Annotated in this window: 12 protein-coding genes and 1 other RNA gene; 8 read left to right on the top strand and 5 right to left on the bottom strand. The window is 55.1% G+C overall.

Annotation, left to right across the window (positions count from 1 at the left end):
• The first annotated feature begins 7 nt into the window (after positions 1-7).
• Positions 8-1,345, top strand: a complete 1,338-nt coding sequence (locus ATW55_RS00620) for an MFS transporter (RefSeq protein WP_067711020.1) — start codon at positions 8-10, stop codon at positions 1,343-1,345.
• Here the strand turns inward: ATW55_RS00620 and ATW55_RS00625 are convergent.
• Positions 1,248-2,513: an MFS transporter gene (locus ATW55_RS00625; RefSeq protein ID WP_160327131.1), complete on the bottom strand. Its 1,266-nt coding sequence runs from the start codon at positions 2,511-2,513 to the stop codon at positions 1,248-1,250. The two genes, ATW55_RS00620 and ATW55_RS00625, sit on opposite strands and share 98 nt — an antisense overlap.
• A 104-nt stretch (positions 2,514-2,617) precedes the next feature.
• Between ATW55_RS00625 and secG the strand changes: the two genes are divergently transcribed.
• Positions 2,618-2,851 carry a preprotein translocase subunit SecG gene (secG, locus tag ATW55_RS00630; RefSeq protein ID WP_067711024.1) on the top strand — a complete coding sequence of 78 codons (234 nt, stop codon included), beginning with the start codon at positions 2,618-2,620 and terminating at the stop codon, positions 2,849-2,851.
• A 49-nt stretch (positions 2,852-2,900) separates the two neighbouring features.
• Here the strand turns inward: secG and ATW55_RS00635 are convergent, their stop codons facing one another.
• Positions 2,901-3,503, bottom strand: a complete 603-nt coding sequence (locus tag ATW55_RS00635; protein ID WP_067711026.1) for a hypothetical protein — start codon at positions 3,501-3,503, stop codon at positions 2,901-2,903.
• 166 nt (positions 3,504-3,669) lie between these two features.
• Here ATW55_RS00635 and rnr point away from each other — a divergent pair, with 166 nt between their 5' ends.
• Positions 3,670-6,252 (top strand): ribonuclease R, encoded by a 2,583-nt coding sequence (gene rnr / locus ATW55_RS00640; RefSeq protein ID WP_201024901.1) that lies wholly within the window; start codon positions 3,670-3,672, stop codon positions 6,250-6,252.
• A 100-nt stretch (positions 6,253-6,352) separates the two neighbouring features.
• On the top strand, positions 6,353-7,339 hold the full coding sequence (locus ATW55_RS00645; protein WP_067711028.1) for a carbohydrate kinase family protein: 987 nt from the start codon (positions 6,353-6,355) through the stop codon (positions 7,337-7,339).
• Positions 7,340-7,473: 134 nt separating this feature from the next.
• Here the strand turns inward: ATW55_RS00645 and pckA are convergent, their stop codons facing one another.
• A complete protein-coding gene (gene pckA / locus ATW55_RS00650; protein WP_067711030.1) occupies positions 7,474-9,075 on the bottom strand; it encodes a phosphoenolpyruvate carboxykinase (ATP) in 1,602 nt (533 codons plus the stop codon).
• Positions 9,076-9,326: 251 nt separating this feature from the next.
• On the opposite strand from pckA, the gene smpB reads away from it, so the two are divergent.
• Both smpB and ssrA read left to right on the top strand, forming a co-directional pair.
• On the top strand, positions 9,327-9,818 hold the full coding sequence (smpB, locus tag ATW55_RS00655; protein WP_067711031.1) for an SsrA-binding protein SmpB: 492 nt from the start codon (positions 9,327-9,329) through the stop codon (positions 9,816-9,818).
• 199 nt (positions 9,819-10,017) lie between these two features.
• Positions 10,018-10,398: a transfer-messenger RNA gene (gene ssrA, locus ATW55_RS00660) on the top strand.
• A gap of 135 nt (positions 10,399-10,533) precedes the next feature.
• Here ssrA and ATW55_RS00665 read toward each other — a convergent pair.
• Positions 10,534-13,083: a DEAD/DEAH box helicase family protein gene (locus ATW55_RS00665; protein WP_067711033.1), complete on the bottom strand. Its 2,550-nt coding sequence runs from the start codon at positions 13,081-13,083 to the stop codon at positions 10,534-10,536.
• Positions 13,076-14,740, bottom strand: coding sequence for a site-specific DNA-methyltransferase (locus ATW55_RS00670; protein WP_067711036.1), 1,665 nt, complete (start codon positions 14,738-14,740; stop codon positions 13,076-13,078). Before ATW55_RS00670 ends, ATW55_RS00665 begins: the two co-directional genes overlap by 8 nt.
• 110 nt (positions 14,741-14,850) lie before the next feature.
• On the opposite strand from ATW55_RS00670, the gene ATW55_RS00675 reads away from it, so the two are divergent.
• Both ATW55_RS00675 and ATW55_RS00680 read left to right on the top strand, forming a co-directional pair.
• A complete protein-coding gene (locus ATW55_RS00675) occupies positions 14,851-15,846 on the top strand; it encodes a hypothetical protein (RefSeq protein ID WP_067711040.1) in 996 nt (331 codons plus the stop codon).
• 147 nt (positions 15,847-15,993) lie between these two features.
• The gene (locus ATW55_RS00680) at positions 15,994-16,518 is read left to right on the top strand and encodes a GNAT family N-acetyltransferase (RefSeq protein ID WP_067711042.1); all 525 of its coding nucleotides are present in this window, start codon (positions 15,994-15,996) and stop codon (positions 16,516-16,518) included.
• Positions 16,519-16,715: the final 197 nt, after the last annotated feature.

The raw sequence follows: 16,715 nt of genomic DNA on the forward strand, positions 1-16,715 counted from the left end.
GGGAACTGTGAAATTTCGCATCCTTGCGTACAGCGTAGGCAATCTTGGCATCAATCTGTACACCCAGGCGTTTGCAACGTACGCCGTGTTTTACTATGTCGACCGACTGCGCGTGAGCGCGGCGCTCATCGGTCTTGCCATGGCCATTCACGGTTTGGCGAACGCGTTTTTTAACCCGCTGATCGGCTATCTCTCTGATCGCACACAGTCGCGCATCGGGCGGCGCATGCCGTACATGCTCATGGGCATCTTGCCCTTTTCACTGACCTTTTTCTTTGTTTTTCACCCGCAGTGGGCCGTTCCTTTTCACGCTGACGGCCCTCAGTCACAACTCGCGGCCTTCTTCTATTTTTTATTCTCGGTTCTCACGCTTGACATGCTGTTTGTGATCGTCGCGCTCAACTGGACGGCGCTCTTTCCTGAAATGTACACAACGCTTCAAGAGCGAGCGCACGCCTCATCGTGGCGTCAGTTTTTTGGTCTGATCGGCATGATCCTGGGCGTCGCGATGCCCCCGGTCATCGATAGCGCATTCGGGTATGAGGCGATGGCTGCGCTGTTTGCGGGGCTTGGTTTTTTGGCATTTGCAGTGTCGCTGCTCGGCGTTCGCGAATCGCCCCACGCGCCGAGTTCGGCAAATGTTCCGCTCTTGCGCGCACTGCGTCTGACCTTTTGGAATCGCGCGTTTCTTACGTATGCAGGCGCCAGTTTTTTCGTCCAATTGGCGTTTGTTTTTATCATCTCCACCATGCCGTTTTACACGGCGTATGTCCTGCACGCGACGAGTGCGCAGACGACACTGCTGCTTTCTGTGTTTTTTCTCATCGCAATTCCCTGTGTGTATATTTGGGGCGCGATTGCACGGCGGCAAGGGGCGTATCGCAGCATGCTCGCGTCACTTTTTCTTTTTGCGCTGGCGCTTCTCCCTTTTTTATTCATCAGCACTTACAGCGCAGCAATCATCGCAATCCTGCCGCTTGGCGCAGGGATTGCCGGTGTCCTCATTTTGCTTGATCTTTTGCTCTCGGATGTGATCGACGACGATGAAAAGCGTTCTGGCGCGCGGCGCGAAGGGATGTACTATGGTGTGCAGGGATTCGTCGTGCGCTTTGGCATCACCATCCAGGCGCTCGTGCTCACGCAGGTGCTCGCGCACTCAGGATATGTTCCGCAGCGCGTGGATCAGGTTCCGCACGCGGTGTTTGCGATGAAGCTTTTGCTGAGCGTTACGCCGCTTAGCGCGCTTCTCATTGGGCTGCTTTTTCTCTGGCGCTATCCGCTTCACGGGACGACGTGGAGTCAGGCTCCGGCAGGCGGGCAAGCAGGAATGCACACAGGATGCTGACGAGCGCGAACAAAAGACTGGCAGGCGATGCGATGCCGTGCCACGGATGACCCATCGTGTGCATGAGCAATCCGCCGCCGCTTGCGCCAACGGATGCACCGATGGCCATGGAGAGAGACGACACGCCAAAATAGGTGGCAAGGTGGCTTGTGTCGGCGAGCGCCGCCGTGTAGGTTTGGCGGCTGGGAAGCGCAATGACCGAACCGACGGAAAGACCGACGACCGGCGCAAGAAGTGTCGCGATATTGACGGTAAAGACGAGCGGCAGCCAACTGCCGCCCATGATCAGGAGCCCAAGCCCCATCACGCGCGGGGCTGACCGCATGTGCGCAGAGCGGTTCATCCAGGCGATCACCGGGTAGGACACAGCGATCTCAAGGATGGCTTCAAGGCTGAACAGTTCACCGAGCGCGGTGCGCGGAGGATGCAGCGTCACGAGGATGTCCGGGATTGCGATGTACATTTGCTGATAGATGAGGTAATAGCCCATAAAATAGATGACAAAGCGCAAGAAGACGCGATTTTTGGCGATGGTCTTCACACCGGACCTAAGCGTTGGCGGTTGCTCGGAGCTTTTTTGATTCGGAAGAATCCACATTCCGGCGACGCCGACAAGCGCAAAGATCAGACCCGCGACGACGCAGATCAGCACAAAGTGATCGGTGACGAGAAACGCGCCGAGCACGGGGCCGACGGTCGTGCCAATGTTGCTTGTGGCTTGGCGGATCGTAAACGCGCGTGCGCGCGAGGGCTCTGGCACAAGTGCGGCGAGTGCCGCATTTCCGGCAGGGCCAAATAACGCTCCGCCGATACCAAACAGGCAGGCGGCGGCATAGAGCAGTGGTCCGCGCTCAATCACGGCGAACATGGCAAACCCTGCGGCGCGAATGATGCTGCCAAGGAGGATGACCAGGCGGTATGGAAGGCGGTCGGCGATGGCGCCTCCAAACAGCTGAAGACCCTGCTGGGACAAGATCCGCACGGCGTAGAGGTTGCCGATAAAAAGCGCGGTCAACCCGAGACTCAGGTAGTGAATCGAGAGCAGCGGGATCAACATAAAGAAACCGAGATTCATAAAGAAGGATTCGGCAAATAAAAAATAGACGGGAAAGCGAAAGCGCGTCTGAATCGGTGCAGGCTGGTTTGGTTCAAAGATCATCTGGCTCATAGAGACAAGATTACCACGATTGTGCCCGGAATGAGACGTGTTTCTTGTCCAGGGCAATCGACTGTGATATGCTGACCACGTACAAGACGTGGAGGTGAATGCGATTGTTGACATTTGCGAAGGTGCTGCTCGCACTCTCGAGCGTCCTTCTCGTCACGGTGATTCTCCTTCAGTCCGGACGCAGCGCAGGACTTGGCGCAATTACGGGTGGCGGGAATGAGGGTGGCGCATCCAGGCGCGGCAAAGGGACTGACCCGATGCTGGCGCGCACGACGTCGATTGTTGCGGTAATCTTTTTTGGCGCATCGATCTGGATTGCCTGGCTTGTCACTCACTAAACGGGACAGAGCGCATTGAGGTGAGAAGGTACACCTCAATGCGCTCTTTTTATAACGCGTGATCAAAGCGCGTTTCTGTAAATGGGGTGCAGAGAATGGCGCCTTGGCGCACGATTGTATCATCCGGGATCGACACGTTGACCAAAACGGAAAACGGTTCGATTGTGCAGCGCTGACCGATTTTTACATTTTCCAGGTAAGAGGATTCGCCGATGACGGTCTCTGCGTGAATCTCGACGGGTCCGTGGAGTTGGCAGCCTGTTTCAATGGTGACATGTTCTTCAAGCAGAATGGGCGTTGCGCGCTCGCCGCCTGCGTGCAGCGTGTCAAGCGTCGCGAGTGCGCCGATGGTCACGCCAGGTCCCAGTTTCAAGTCGGTGGGATCGGCAAGAAAGCGCGTGACGGTGGGATGGATCTGTGGTAAAAGGGTGTGCATCACAAGGGATTCTTGGTTGACCAAGGGTGGTTCGTGTTGCATCGTTGAAGCGGTTGCGGGTTTGCGCTCAGGAAACGCGCGCTTGTTTCGCGGATCGAGCAACCTTTCCTGGATCTCGGTGTCGATGTCCCAATCGCGGATATACTGTGTAAGGAGAAGCGCGGCTAAGGCGCCTGTCATGAGCACTACGAAAAATGGGGCTCCTCGCTGTCGCATGGTTGTATCCTCCCCGCGCAGTGTTTCAGAATACATTACAATGTTGAACATGCGCGCATCTGGTAGGATGTGCCACCGGGCGAATTTTCATGCTGATCAGGAGAACGCCGGATCTGAGGGTGTTTTGGTTCGCGCGTCGTCTGGCGCGCAGAGAGGAAGGGAAACGATGATCGATCGCGAACAGCTTCTTGTCTTGATGAGAGATGAGGCGTATCGACCTTTAATGATGGAGGAGTTGGAAACGGCGCTCGGCGTTTTGGGCGATGATCCTGACGCGCGCGCAGAACTGCACGCGCTCTGCGAGGAGATGGTGCAGGAAGGGTACATGATCCGCACGCGCACAAAGCGCTATGGCGTGCCGGAGCGCATGGACCTCGTGGTGGGCACGCTTCAGGTCAAACAAAAGGGATTTGGGTTTCTCGTGCCGCTGCACAAGTCGGAATCCGATGTGTACATCGGGGCGGCGGATCTGGGTGGCGCGATGGATGGTGATCGCGTGGTTGCGCGGCTGAAAAAAAACAGCGGCACAGGACGGCGTGAGGGCGAGATTTTTCGCGTCTTAAAGCGCGCGCACACGCAGATTGTCGGGGTCATTCACACGACGGGGAGTCTTGGCTTTGTGCGCTCGGACGATAAGCGCTTGCCGCGGGAGGTCGTCATTCCCGCCGATCAGCTAAACGGCGCAGTGGACGGGCACAAGGTGGTGGTGGAGATCACCGAGTTTCCCGAGGATGTGTTTCAGAGTCCGGCGGGCATTGTGCGCGAGGTGCTCGGGTTTCCGCATGATCCGGGTGTGGACATTCTCTCTGTAATTCGCAAGTTCGGCATTCCGGAACATTTTCCGGATGAGGTGTTGCAGGCGGCGGAATCGATTTCTTACGATCTGACAGAGGACGATCTGGCGGGGCGGCGCGATTTGCGAGATGAGATTATCGTGACGATCGACGGGGCGGATGCGAAGGATCTAGACGATGCGGTCGCGGTGAAGCGGGTGGAGCACGGTTACGTATTGTCGGTACATATTGCGGATGTCACTTACTATGTGAAGGAAAACAGTCTGCTTGATCGCGAGGCATATGCGCGTGGGACGAGTGTATATCTGGTCGATCGCGTGATACCGATGCTTCCGCCGCGACTGTCAAATGGCATTTGTTCGCTCCATCCACAGGTGGACCGCCTGACGCTTACATGCGAGATGGAGTGGGACGATGCGATGCACCTTGTGCGCCACGACATCTATCCGTCTGTCATTCGCACGACAGAGCGGATGACGTATGACGCGGTGCGCGATCTGCTGGAAGGTGACGCGTCGACGCGGGAACGCTATGCTGCGCTCGTGCCGTTTTTTGAAGGGATGAAGGAGCTTGCGTTAAAGCTGCGCCATCGTCGCATGGAGCGCGGCGCGGTTGATTTTGACTTTGCCGAGACGAAGATCCGCGTTGACGAAGAGGGGCGGCCGCTTGATCTTGTGCGGCGAGAGCGAAGCATCGCGGAGATGATCATTGAGGAATTCATGCTTGCGGCGAATGAAACGGTGGCGGAGCACGCCTATTGGATGGAACTCCCGTTTCTCTACCGTGTGCACGAGCCGCCGACGCTTGAGAAGATGATGGCGCTCAATGAGTTTGTTCATCTGTTCGGGCACCACCTCAAGGCGGCGGGCAACATCCACCCGCGCGCGCTGCAGGATCTTCTCGCGGCGGTGCGACAGACGCCAGAGGAAGTGGTGATCAGCCACGTGATGCTGCGGTCGATGAAGCAGGCGCGCTATGCGGCGGAGAGTCTTGGGCACTTTGGTCTCGCGGCGGAATACTATTCGCATTTCACATCGCCGATTCGCCGCTACCCTGATCTGATGATCCATCGCATTTTGCGGGAAACGATCGTAAACGGGAGTTTGTCCGAGGGGCGTGCCGCGTATCTGGCGGCGAAGATGCCGGAGATTGCCGCGCACACGTCGGATCGCGAGCGAGTGGCGGTGGATGCGGAGCGAGAGACGGATCTGATCAAAAAGATCGAGTTTATGCGGGATCACGTGGGTGAGTCGTTTGAAGGCATGGTGTCGGGGGTCACCGGGTTTGGTCTGTTTGTGCAGTTGGATAACTCGGTTGAAGGGCTGATCCATGTCAGTCAGTTGGCGGATGACTATTATCACTATGACGATAAGCAGCACGCGCTGATCGGTGAACGCACGAAAAAGCGCTACCGAATCGGGGATCGTGTGGAGGTGCTGGTACAGTCGGCAAGCAAGGAGCAGATGCAGATCGAGTTTCAACTGCTGTCGGCGGTGTCGGGTGATGAAGTGCGCGAGTACCGGCGGCAGGGTGCGTCAAAAAAGCCGGGGATGCCGTTTTCAGGCGGGCCGCGCGGGAAGAAGCCGGGGGGTGGCCGTGGCGGGAAAAGAACGGATGATCCAAACGGACAGGGAGCGGGGCGGTCAACGGGCGGGCAGCGACGCTCTGCAGGCGGCAAGGGGTTTGGCGGTGAGCGCGAGGCGCGCGGTGGTAGAACTGCTGTGGCCGAGTTTGGACGCCGGGATCCGGAGACGCCAGATCTTCGCTATGGTGATCGGGAACTTCTGCCGCGCAAGGGCGGGTATGCTGTGAACAAGGCGGCGCCAGATGAACAGGTGCGCGAAGAGCGCAAGCGGGATAAGGATCTGCTGCGTCAGGTGGAGAATTTGTACGGTGTGCCTGTCAAGGACAAGGTGAAGCGGCGAAGAAGGAAGAAGGCGCCAGATCAGGTCTGACGAGACATGTGGCAGGGATTCTGGCGCAACCTGCAGCGCAACAGGAGCGGGGTCTTTGGCAGGTCCCGCATGTTGAAACGGTGCGATTTGGGAGAGGGGAATGGCTTTGCGACGGGTGATCGCGTTGGGTGAGGCGCTGATCGATTTTTCGGCGTTGGAGGATAATGTGCCTCTGCGGGAGGTTTCTGGATTCGCGCGCAATCCGGGCGGAGCGCCGGCAAACGTTGCGGTGGGTGTGGCGCGTATGGGTGTTGCGTCACAGTTTGTGGGATGTGTGGGAGATGATCCGTTTGGCCACTATTTGATTGAGGCGATGCGCGCGTATGGTGTGGATGGGGCGCACACGCATACGGTGGCAGAACAGACGTCTCTTGCTTTTGTGGCGCGAAATGAAGGGGATCCGGACTTTTTCTTTGTGCGGCATCCAGGGGCGGACGTGATGCTGCGGGATGAGCATGTGGCGAACATTTCGCTCGATGCGGAAGCCTGTCTTCATTTTGGCACGAACTCACTGGCGGAAGACCCCATTGCCTCGACGCTGCGAAACCTCGTGACGCGTGCGCGGGAGGCGGAGGCGATCGTGAGCTTTGATGTGAATCTGCGCCCTGTTTTCTGGCGTGATCTGTACGCAGCGCTTGCCGCGGCCCGCGAGATGATGACACGCGCGGATCTGTTGAAGGTGAACCGCGCCGAATTGTTGTGGCTGACGGGGGAGCAGGATGTGGAGCGGGCGCTTTTGGCGCTTGTCGCACAAGTGCCGGGGACGGTGCTCTGCACGCTTGGCGAGGGTGGTGTGCGTGCGCGGCGTGCAGACGGGCTTGATGTGCGTGTCGCCGCGAATCGCGTGGCGTGTGTTGACGCGACAGGCGCTGGAGATTCGCTGATTGCGGCGGTGCTTTCGGTGCTTGCGCGAAGAGGTGTGGGGCGCGCAGAACTTGGGAAACTTTCGCGCGGGGAGTGGGAGGCTGTGTTGCGGTTTGCCTCGGCGGCGGCGGCGATCAACATTGGCCGGCTCGGTGCGATGAACGCGATGGCGACGTATGCGGAGACGGAGGCTTTTTTAGAAATGACGGTTCGTCCGTCGTAGCGTGCATCATCTGTAGAGGGTGCGCCAAAGCGCGGGCAGGGCACCCGCGCTTTGGTTTCTCTCGATATAAAATCTTTCCCGCTGCATGTTGATTTCTGAAAGTGCCGCGCGCTGGCCACGGCAAAGAGGATGTGCTACGCGCGATTGCGCGTAGCGACGGGGCCGCCGGACAGGATCGATGGATCGATACCCTGTTCGGTGAATTTTTTGAAGTTCGCTTCAAATTGCGCGGCGAGTTCGCGCGCGGCGGTGTCATACGTGACGGGATCGGACCACGTTTCGCGCGGCTGCAAAAGCTCGCTTGGGATGCCGTCAATCTCGGCTGGAATGGCGAGGCCGAACACGGGATCGCTAACGTATTCAGCGTGATCAAGATCGCCGCGCAGCGCCGCGTTGACCATCGCCCGCGTATACGAGAGCTTCATGCGCGAACCAACACCGTACGGACCGCCGCTCCATCCGGTGTTGACGAGGAACACGGAAGTCTGGTGCTTCTCGATGCGCTCGCCGAGCATGGTGGCATACGCGCGCGGGTGAAGCGGGAGAAAGGGACCGCCAAAGCATGCGGAGAATGTCGGTTCAGGCTGTGTCACACCGCGCTCTGTGCCGGCGAGTTTGCTCGTATAGCCTGAGAGAAAGTGGTACATCGCCTGTTCTTTGGTGAGTTTTGCGATTGGCGGCAGGACGCCAGACGCGTCTGCGGTGAGAAAAACGATCGTGCGCGGGTGATTGCCGACACCTTCTAGAAGGGCGCCTGGGATATACTCTACGGGATAGGCGGCGCGGGTGTTTTCGGTTAGCTCTGACGAATCATAATCCGGCTCGCGCGTTTTCGGATCGACCACCACGTTTTCAAGCACGGTACCAAAGCGGATGGCGCTGAAGATCTGTGGCTCGAGTTTGGGATTCAGGTTGATGCATTTTGCATAGCAACCGCCCTCAAAGTTGAACACACCGCGTGCGGACCAGCCGTGTTCGTCGTCGCCGATGAGCAGGCGTTCGGGATCGGCCGAGAGGGTGGTTTTCCCGGTGCCGGAGAGGCCGAAGAAAAGGGCGACGCGGCCGTCTTCTGTAGTATTCGCAGAACAGTGCATCGGCAAAATGTCTTGCGCTGGCAGCGTGAAATTGAGTGCGGTGAAGATCGACTTTTTCATCTCACCTGCATACTCTGTTCCGAGAATGAGCACGGTGCGGTGTTTGAAGGAGATCGCCACGCACGTCTCAGAATTTGTACCATCGCGTGTTGGATCCGCTTTCAATGCGGGGATGTCAATGACGGTGAAACCGGATGTGTGCGTGCTCACTTCATCGGCGGATGGACGGATAAAGAGCTGTTTTGCAAACAAATTGTGCCAGGCGTATTCTGTCACAACGCGAATCGGCATCCGTACAGCCGGATCGGCCCCGGCAAAACCGTCGAAGACGTAGGACGGGTTTGTGGCGAGAAAGCTGAGCGCCTGGTTATAGAGGCGCAGGAAGGTTGACTCGGACAATCTTTGATTGACAGCGCCCCAGTGAACGGTGTTCTCTGTGGTTTCATCAACGACGACATACTTGTCTTTGGGGGAGCGTCCGGTAAATTTTCCAGTCGTTGCGCGAAGTGCGCCATCTTTTGTTACAATCGCTTCATTGCGGCGAATCGCGTGTTCTGTGAGTTCAGCGACGGAGAGATTGAAGTAGGATAGAGATGCGTCGAGGGTTGATGTGAGTCGATCGGTGATTAGAGAATCGATCATGATGAACCTCCTTTAGGGATGCAAGGGTGAGACAACCTGAGATGCCAAGCGTGAACCGTGCTGTGCGTTTTGTTCAAGGAGTTCGGAAGGATAAAAGACGCATGGGTATTTCATGATTTGATTGTCGTCCATGCATACGCAGTGTTTGCTTAGATGTTCTCTTGTGGCTATAACGTATACTAAAATGCGTTATTGTGCAACATATTTGGCCAAAATGACGCAAATATGACATACTAATGGTGGTGATTACGATGGCAGCCTCACATGATAATGGAAAAGAACGCGGCGGAGAAAAGGTGGTCGCCCAGAATAAAAAGGCGACACATGATTATTTTATTGAAGATACCTTTGAGGCAGGGATCGCGCTGACTGGCACGGAGATCAAATCCATCCGCGCCGGGAAAGCCAATTTGCGCGACAGTTATGCGCGCGTCGAACATGGGGAAGTCTATCTTCATAACCTGCACATCAGCCCCTACGAGGCGGGCAATCGCTTCAATCACGACCCGATGAGAACGCGCAAGCTTTTGCTGCGGCGAGCGGAGATTCGCAAGCTGATCGGCGCGACGCGCGAGTCGGGATATTCTTTGGTGCCGCTCAAGATGTACCTGCGTGGCGGATTCTGCAAGGTGCATCTGGCGCTTGCAAAGGGGAAGAAGAACTACGACAAGCGGCACGCGATCGCAGAGCGGGACGCGAAGCGCGACATGGCGCGGGAGTTTCGAGAACGGCAGAAGGGTTGAACGAGCGGCAGAGCGCGGAAGTTCAGGGATGCGTTGGATGCACGCGCTCTGGGCTTGGTATGAGCATGGTAGCGGGGCATGTGTGCTGATGTCACGCGGGCGGTGCTGATGTCATGAAGAAATTGGTTCTTTGCTTGCTGTGTCGCGTGTGGTAATATAAATGTTGCGCTCAAAACGCGAATGACTGAATTTCCTCTGCGGGGGCGTTCTGGATTCGACGGGGATTGTTCGAGCATGAGCGGCGGGTCGTGGGGCTGCGGCCACGTTAATCACGCGGACCTAAACACAAACGCAAAAACAAAACGTAACACCTTCACAAGCAGTAACCTCGCTCTCGCTGCCTAATAAGCCTTGAGTGACGTCTTTATATCCTTCTCCCATGGGGATGTAGAGGCGCTACCTTAGTGGGATAGTCGGGGCGGTCGCTCGTGCGCCTCCGATGAATCAAAACGCGAGCTAGCCGTCACGTGAGCGCGTCGCTGCGCGCATGCGGCGGTGAATCTTAAATCGGCGACTACACCCGTAGATGTGATTGTAGCGAGGTCTTCGGACAGGGGTTCGACTCCCCTCGCCTCCACCAAAAAACCCGCGTAAATAGCGGGTTTTTTCCATGTACAGGTTGAGTTTGTAGACAAATTGTAGACAAGAGATCTTGATTGCCGCGAACGGGCTTGAAACTGTAGACAAACTGTCTACAGCATCGTTTTCAGGAACATTAGGCGAGCGCCAGCACGTTCCTCCAGGACCCGTGTGCGTTTCGCAACGTATCCTCTGACGCCAATAGGTACCGCCAACGAACGCTTACATGTTTGCTGTCGCTTGCATGATTTGCCCAGCGCTTTGCCGCTTCCATTTTTGCGCGAACTTCACTCGCTTGCATGTCGCGATCAGCTTTGACTTCGACGATCCAGTGTATATTGTCCGTGTCGATGGCTATAAAATCTGGATTGTAACGACGAAGGTCTTCCCCCGACCACAGGATAGGCAGGTCATTCGTGTGCAGTCGAACCCAAGCGACGATGTCCTGTGATTCGTCCAGAAGATTGGCCATATCGCGTTCCGGGCTACTGTCGAACCAGACCTGTTCGTACAGCGATTTTCGCCAGCCTGCATAAGCACGCCCCTTCTCGAATGCACCATATTTGTCCTCGGTTGCATCGAGACGCGTTTGTCGTACCGGCATGAATGGGCGGACACGAACCGTCGTGTTTTCCATTGGTGGTCTGGCCAGACGACTCGCTTCTTTGGTGACAAGTTGGACAAGCTTTGCTTTGGCTGTCTCCAAGTACGCGGACAAAACCGTTACGGCTGATCCTCCCATCGCATCCATCATTTCATCGACCAGGCGGCGAGCGGAGCGAATTTCGCTTTCTCTTTCGACGACGGCCTCGCAATGAACGACCGCGCTGACCAATTCATCTGCGATGTCCTCCGATGGCAAGAAGGAAGGTTGTACATAGACCGTTTCGGCAGCATCCCTTATAAGCACCTTGGTATGGCGCAGGCCCGACGTATCGATCTCTATCGTCGCCTCGACACGTTTGCGTCGAAGAGTTTCCTCCGGATCACGCGCCAAGTTACGACCCAACGCGCGGAATGGCTCGACATCAGTAATATCAGCCAAAGAGAAAGGTACTGGTACGGGAATCATCTTGACGACCGGGAGTTCGATCCGTGGAAGAGACGGATTTGGCTGCATATCGCGAACCGTTTCGACTATTCGCTGACTCTCTTCTAATCGTGTATCGGTATCAACAATGGCGAAGCCACTGCCTTTCGAGTAACTCCCCGAGCCCTTTGTATCTGTAGTCTCGTTTGTTGTCGTTTCGCCAGAGGGGGATGTATCCCAGGCATGCTCGCTTTCCTTCGCTCGCTCTGGTATATCGGCCACCGGGCGCTGCGCTTGCCAAGGCTGATCCGGCAAAGGTCCTTGCGACTCGTCGCGCCTCACAACGGTATTGCCGCTCTCGTCACGGTGCACAAGCATTTGGACTCGATGATCCCGCAACTGTTCATTCATCAAGCCGGTCCGTCTCAGGAGATCGTCGTAGCGTTCGTGGGCCAGTACCTCCAGGGTATCCAACATCTCTTCCCCAGTGTACTGACCAAAGGGCAGACGGAGCCCGCGGCCAAGTGTTTGTTCGGTCAAGATGTCGGAGACCGACGCACGCATGGAAGCCAGCACATAGACGTTCTTCACGTCCCAGCCCTCTTTGAGCATACCGACGGAAATGATGATGCGGATGGGGGAGTTTGGCTCCTCTACAGTCTCTAATTTTTCGAGCGCGTCATCTGGCGCGTTGGAATGTACGGTCAGGATAGCTCCTGCGAATCGGCCGTCCATAAATGTCGTGGACTCCATGTATTGCGCGTATTCGTTTGCTTCATTAATTGACTGTGCAACGACAAGCATGACCGGGTGTATAGGCTGCAATTGATGGGCAGAGCACCATATGCTAATGGCCCGAGCTTTGAGTTCAAGTAGACGTGCCCCATCCGTTAACTGGGTGTAGGGATCGCGGCGGTCATCTCGACGACCAACAATCACAGGGGTTTTGACTAGCTTCTCCGCAACGGCAGCAGATAGCGGGTACTTGAAGATCATATCCTCATCGCGAGTGTTCGGGTGAGGGGTGGCCGTAAGGCCGATGAGCGCATAGGGTTCGAGTTCACGAATGGTTCGCGAAAATGCCGGGCTGAAATAGCAGTGGTGCTCGTCGGCAAAAATGAATAGATCGTCAAGTCCGTGGAGATGTTCGTAAAACGCTTCTCCAAGTCCCTCGCGAAATTCATGTGTACGGCGACCCAACTGTGTGGTCGGCTTCGTGAGACTCTGCACTGTGAAGATGTAGAGCTTCACCTGCATCGGATCATCCATGGCGGCCCGCATGGCTGGAGAGTCGAAGTTGTCCGCAGTAATCACCACGGGAGCAGTTTCCATAATGTGCAGCATGCTTTTCGGATGGCCCGGCGTGAAGTTTGCGACTGTTTTGTTCAGAATTGTCCGTCCGGGTGTAATGACGGCGAAATTCCGTATGCCCTCTACACGGGCCATATACTCGATGGTCGCCGCCAGTATGTATGTCTTACCAACGCCCGTTGCAGAGACCACGAGGGACTCCATAGGCGGCTCCCCGCGCTCCTGATTGTAGTAGGCATAAAGAGCAGTGGCTATGGAGTATACAGCCTGCTGGTTTGGTTTTCGCAAGTTCATGCGGCCCGAAATTTCTGCAAGAGCGTTCAGATCTACAACTCGGTCAGTCACGGGATATCACCTCGCTTGGCGACAGTTCTTGTTCTGTACTATCCTCAATGAACTCCGGTGGCTGATACCTATACCCGGCAAGCAGGGCGCTGGGAATCTTACGAATCGACGAACCCGGACGCAGTTTCCGCAGCACTGTTCTCGCTTTTGGATCAACAGCGGTTCCGCAGAGAAGGAGCAGCTCGTCTTCGGCCATGTGTTGGACGAGCAATTGCACGACGACGTCGTTAACCATGCCATCGACTACAGCCAGGTGCTGTTTGCCTTTCCGACCGCAGAAGGGCGGTTCCTGGGAGTGGTCGAAACCCAACTGCGCAGCAACCGCTTGCGACAGTTTTCCGTTCGTGGCCCAGTCGGACAGCATGACTCGACCGCCGACGTCCGTGAACATGGAGGGGCCAATGCGGAGATAATCAAAACCTCCGCCGCCTTCCCAACCTGCGGACTCAGTGACGCCACCAGGGTCTTGGCCGCCAACAACCTTTTGAAGACGGGGAATGATGAAGTTGTTGACTGTATCCTCGCTCCATTCAACCGTGACCCACCGGCGGCCCATTTTGTGAGCAACTGCAGCAGTGGTGCCGGAGCCCGCAAAACAGTCAAGCACGATGTCGCCGGGGTTAGAGGCAATGTGAATGATGCGCTCCATCAGGCGCTCCGGCTTTGGGGTGGCAAAAGGAACCGTGTCAGCGAGTACAGCTATCACCTCATTTTTCGCGTCTCCTGTAGTACCTACCTCTTGATGTGACCATATCGAGACGGGCACGAGCCCTGCAGGAACCTCCGAGAGAAATCGCTTTACACGAGGAGCTCCGTTCCCATCACGTCCGAACCAAATTCGGTTGTCGCTTATTAATTCCTGGAACCGATCTTCTGTGTACAACCAGCAACGTCCTGGCGGTGGGTCAATCGTGCGACCTGATGGACGAGTAATCGAATAGAATTGGGAAGCACGACGTCCAGGCCCTGCCTTTGCGTGTGCTGGGAGTGATGTCCATATGCCGCGCGGATCGTTATCTGGATTTTCGTAGCGACCGATTTGTTCGTCCGTTGGCGGAAGAAGGTTCCTGGTTGTTGCCCAAACGGAGCGCTCATTCGCGTACACAATAATGTAGTCATGGGTGGTAGAGATATCTGTACGATTTTCTCGCGTATGCGATTTTTGCCATATCACCGTCGCTACAAAGTTGTCCGGTCCGAACACTTCGTCCATGACGCACCGAAGTCTGTGTTGTTCGGAGTCGTCACAATGAACCCACACTGACCCCCCTGGGGCGAGCAAGTCCTTAATATTGCGAAGGCGGTCGCGCATCATCGTCAGCCACACCGAATGTTCAAGCGCGTCGTGATACTGTTCGAAGGTTTGCCTTGTGTTGAAAGGAGGATCTATATAGGCCAGCTTTACTTTGCCGACGTATTTGTCTCGGTACGAGGGGATTTTGCACAAGGACTCCAGCGCGTACAGGGAGTCGCCTTGAATGAGCAGGTTGCCACTATTTCGCTCACCATATGTACTTTCAGACTGCAGAAGCCGTACCTCAGCGACCCTGTAGTCAGAAGGGGATACCCACTCGTAATTGCCCGTTTGCTGGGCGAGCAGTCGCTTGTCCTTGTTCGTCCAAGTGAGTTCGAGCCTGCCCTTGTATTTCTGCTCCATGAAATCGCCCCCATCTGATAGAATAATACCAGAAACAGGCGAGAGGCGGGGAGATATATCTATACAGGCTGGGTATACGTCGCTCTCTATCGGACAAGGGGAGTATATTTGTGCTGATGAATAAAATAATTGTATTATTATCCAACCCATCGTGGGATTCTGTTATTATTTCCTTTCTAACCGCACTGTTTACTGCAGCATATGTTGTTCTGACCAGAAGATTAGTTATCGGCAGCAAAGCAGCTTTTTTTGTGGCCCATATTGTGCCCGGTGCGGAAGATAATTTCAATTCTCTATTTCTCGAATTTACGAATCCCACAGGCAATTTGTTGAGAGATTTGACTCTAATATTTAACCCAGACTGCATGTTAATCACGAAAAAGACATTGGGGGAGCTGTTTGGCAAGATGACCGTCTTGCTTCCCGGAGAACGTGTTCGGTGTTACCTCGTAAGTGCGGTTGATAGAACCAGAATTGAGGAGATGTTCCCTGATGGGCAGTTAGTAATTAAGGCTTTATGGCACGATTCAGCACGAAAAAAAGCACAAAGCCAGAAATTGGTTCTGAAAATCGACCAATTCATCGGACTGCCAATTTCCAATGGGCAAGACAAAATTGCTGAAGCCATTTCCGCCGCTACAGAGGCTCTCCTCATAACATCTGCCTTCAGTAACGAAAGTCGCGAGGCGATGACTAATCAACGGCGCACTATTGATATGAGAGACTTGCCCCTGAAGTTAGTTTGGTTTAAAACCTCAGAGGGTTGGAAAAAAATCATGCCAATGCGGTTGATTTACTTGAATAAGCAGAGAATTTTGCAACCAGTTACATCGGTAGGTGACTTAGGGCCTGCAGGGTTTCAACATCCAATTCTTTCGAAAGGAAGAATTTATGTGTTTTTTGATAACTGCCTACACATAGAGAGAGACTTGCGTACAACCAATCCGCGTGGGATAAAAGCATACATATGTATCGATGGAACTACCTACGTTTGTAGGGTCTCGGGTTCTACCTCCATTGTAAATTTGTCTTCTGACGGTCTGTCTACGGGAAGATGGGTATTGGACGTTGAGGACGAAAAAACGGCTCAAAAGGACGAACGATGAGTCTCACTCGCAGTTGCCGTTTTAGGGGTAAAAGCTATGAATTTCATCGTTTGGGTATTAAGGTGGGGACGGAATTTGTGGGGGGAGTCTGTATGACTAATTTCCGTCAAAATACCCTTATAAAGGATTCGAAAGGAGAATGAGCAGGTGAATTCTGATGCGGAGATACGAATCACGCCGCCCGAAGGGGAGGAAGAGCGGGAGTGGTTGACTCAATTATGGCAATCTGAGTGGGGCGGGGACAACATGGTCAGTCGTGGCCACGTGTTTCATCTCGCGGATATGAAATCGCTCGTTGCGAAGGCAGACAGCGAGCTTGTCGGCGCTGCCACTTTCCGGTTTGATGAAGCTGACGGGTGCGAACTCATGAGCATCAACGCGATTAGACAGGGTGGCGGTGTTGGAACGAAGCTACTGGCAGCCTTGGAGGACGAAGCACGCAAAGCTGGATGCAGCCGGATATGGCTTATCACGAGCAACGACAACCTCAATGCACTACGATTTTACCAGCGGCGAGGATACCGCATCACAGCTATATATTCAGGTGCCATTGACGAAGCCAGGTGCATCAAGCCCACGATTCCATGCATTGGCGATCACGATATCGAGATCCACGACGAAATTGAGCTGGCGAAGGACATTCAAGGAGGTGGTCGACGCGATGTGAATTGAAACAAATCGCCTGCTCTTTCGTCCTTATTCACTGCATTCTGAGACTGCAACCTTAAATGGCTGACCAAAGGCCGTGGGATCATTGGATAATCAGGCCCCACGCCATCTTTAGTGGGCGGTGAAGAATTTCCCCTTGCTGGGTCTAGAATAAGCGAGGTCACGGGAAAGATACGAAAAATATAATTTCTACTGGAAAC

Origin of the sequence: Ferroacidibacillus organovorans, from assembly GCF_001516615.1 — a bacterium.
Lineage (GTDB): Bacteria > Bacillota > Bacilli > Alicyclobacillales > SLC66 > Ferroacidibacillus > Ferroacidibacillus ferrooxidans_B.

Bases quoted from the DNA above. Each gene is read 5' to 3' on its own strand.
- ATW55_RS00625 (WP_160327131.1), bottom strand. From the start codon at position 2,513: ATGAGCCAGATGATCTTTGAACCAAACCAGCCTGCACCGATTCAGACG.
- ATW55_RS00635 (WP_067711026.1), bottom strand. From the start codon at position 3,503: ATGCGACAGCGAGGAGCCCCATTTTTCGTAGTGCTCATGACAGGCGCC.
- rnr (WP_201024901.1), top strand. From the start codon at position 3,670: ATGATCGATCGCGAACAGCTTCTTGTCTTGATGAGAGATGAGGCGTAT.
- ATW55_RS00645 (WP_067711028.1), top strand. From the start codon at position 6,353: ATGGCTTTGCGACGGGTGATCGCGTTGGGTGAGGCGCTGATCGATTTT.
- pckA (WP_067711030.1), bottom strand. From the start codon at position 9,075: ATGATCGATTCTCTAATCACCGATCGACTCACATCAACCCTCGACGCA.
- smpB (WP_067711031.1), top strand. From the start codon at position 9,327: ATGGCAGCCTCACATGATAATGGAAAAGAACGCGGCGGAGAAAAGGTG.
- ATW55_RS00670 (WP_067711036.1), bottom strand. From the start codon at position 14,740: ATGGAGCAGAAATACAAGGGCAGGCTCGAACTCACTTGGACGAACAAG.